General features: G+C 65.1%; 2 protein-coding genes and 1 pseudogene. 1 reads left to right on the top strand and 2 read right to left on the bottom strand.

The window, feature by feature from the left end:
• A pseudogene (locus tag EN964_RS33750) lies at nt 1-212 on the bottom strand (DsbA family protein); the annotation flags it as partial.
• 131 nt (nt 213-343) lie between these two features.
• On the opposite strand from EN964_RS33750, the gene EN964_RS33745 reads away from it, so the two are divergent.
• On the top strand, nt 344-1,261 hold the full coding sequence (locus EN964_RS33745) for a LysR family transcriptional regulator (protein ID WP_127269586.1): 918 nt from the start codon (nt 344-346) through the stop codon (nt 1,259-1,261).
• A 12-nt stretch (nt 1,262-1,273) separates the two neighbouring features.
• Here EN964_RS33745 and EN964_RS33740 read toward each other — a convergent pair.
• The coding region (locus tag EN964_RS33740; RefSeq protein WP_245490725.1) for a GMC oxidoreductase at nt 1,274-1,698 on the bottom strand (425 nt) is incomplete at its 5' end.

The raw sequence follows: 1,698 nt of genomic DNA, 5'->3' as shown, positions 1-1,698 counted from the left end.
TGTCCGGTCAGGCGCTCGATGCGCTGGTCGTTCGCCCAGGCATGCGCCGCAAAGCCTTCATCCATCGGACGCGCGCCGGCGCCGGAAAACAGGCCGGTCGGCAGCAGTTCGACGTTCAGGCCGGCGGCCGACAACCGGTCGAGCATCGGAGTGGCGCCATAGCACCAGCCGCAGAGCGGATCGAAAAGATAGGTCACTTCTGAATTGCTCATAGTCGCTGCCATTCCTGCCCGGCCACCGGACTCGTCGAGGCCGTCGCTCATATGTGGCAGACGGCAGCCTTGCGATAAATGGCGCCCAATTATACAAACTGTCTGATCTGATCATACAAAGGGCAGCCAGCTTGGCCGAACTTCTGAACCTCAATCGGCTCGCCTACTTCACCACGGTCATGGAAACCGGCTCATTCACCGCCGCGGCCGACCGGCTTGGCGTCGCCAAGGCCGTGGTCAGCCATCAGATCGGCAAGCTCGAAGAGGAGCTGGGCGCAACGCTGCTGCAGCGCACGACCCGGCGTGTCACGCCGACCGAAGAGGGCCGCCTCTTCTATGACCGCGCGATGATCATCCTGCGCGAAGCGGAGGCGGCCTATGGCGAAATCTCGCGCGGAGCCGTCGAACCGAGCGGAACGCTGAGGCTGACGGCGCCACTCGACTACGGCACCAAGATCGTGGCTCCGGTCATGGCCGCCTATCTCAGAACCTACCCGCATATGCGCGTCGAGGCGATCTTCGACGACGCCGTCAGCAATCTGGTGGACGAGCAGATCGATCTCGGCATCCGCGTCGGCTGGCTCACCGATTCCTCGAACCAGGCGCGGCGCCTGGGGACGATCCGGCAGATCGTGGTGGCGAGCCCTGGCTTCGCGGCGAGCCTGCCGCCCGACGTGACGCCGCGCCAGGCAAGATCGCTGGCCTGGGTCGGCAACACCCAGTTGCGAGGCATCGGCCAATGGCTGTTTTCCAGGGACACTGAGACGGTGCTGACCGAACTCAATCCGGTCATCATGTGCGACAAGAGCCCCGCCGCCCTGGCTTGCGTGCTCGTCGGCATCGGGCTCGGCGTCTTTCCGGATTATAGCGTCAGCGACGATATCGCCGAGGGGCGGCTGGTGCCGGTGTTTGCCGACTGGAGCCTGCCGTCAGGCGGCATCCACGCGGTCTTTCCGCCGGCCCGGTTCCGGCCCGCCAAGGTGCGCACCTTCGTCGATCTGCTCGCGGCGGCCGAGAGACGGCGATCGCGCGGTGTTGCCGCGGCTTGAAGCCGATGGCGGTCAGCGGGCCTCTTGCAGGATCATCTCGGCTGCCTTTTCCGCGATCATGACGACCGGCGAGTTGGTGTTGCCTGAGACGATTGTCGGCATGATCGAGGCATCGACCACGCGCAGCCCGCCAAGCCCGTGAACACGCAGGCCGTCGTCGACCACCGCCATCGTATCCGAACCCATCTTGCAGGTGCCGACGGGGTGGAAGATCGTCGTGCCTATATCGCCGGCCTTGCGGATGAGCTCTTCATCGCTGTTATACTGCGTGCCGGGCAGCATCTCTTCCGGCGCAAAGCGCGCCACCGCCCGGGCCTTCATCAGGCTGCGGACATGGCGCAACGACGCGACGGCCACGCTGCGGTCTCCCTCGGTGGAAAGATAGTTCGGGCGGATCTTCGCCGCCTCCCGCGCGTCGGATGAACCCATATGTACGG

Source organism: Mesorhizobium sp. M7A.F.Ca.CA.001.10.2.1 (genome assembly GCF_003998575.1).
Lineage (GTDB): Bacteria > Pseudomonadota > Alphaproteobacteria > Rhizobiales > Rhizobiaceae > Mesorhizobium.
Note: the sequence above shows the minus strand (reverse complement) of the source record. Positions and strands in the feature narration are given on the sequence as shown.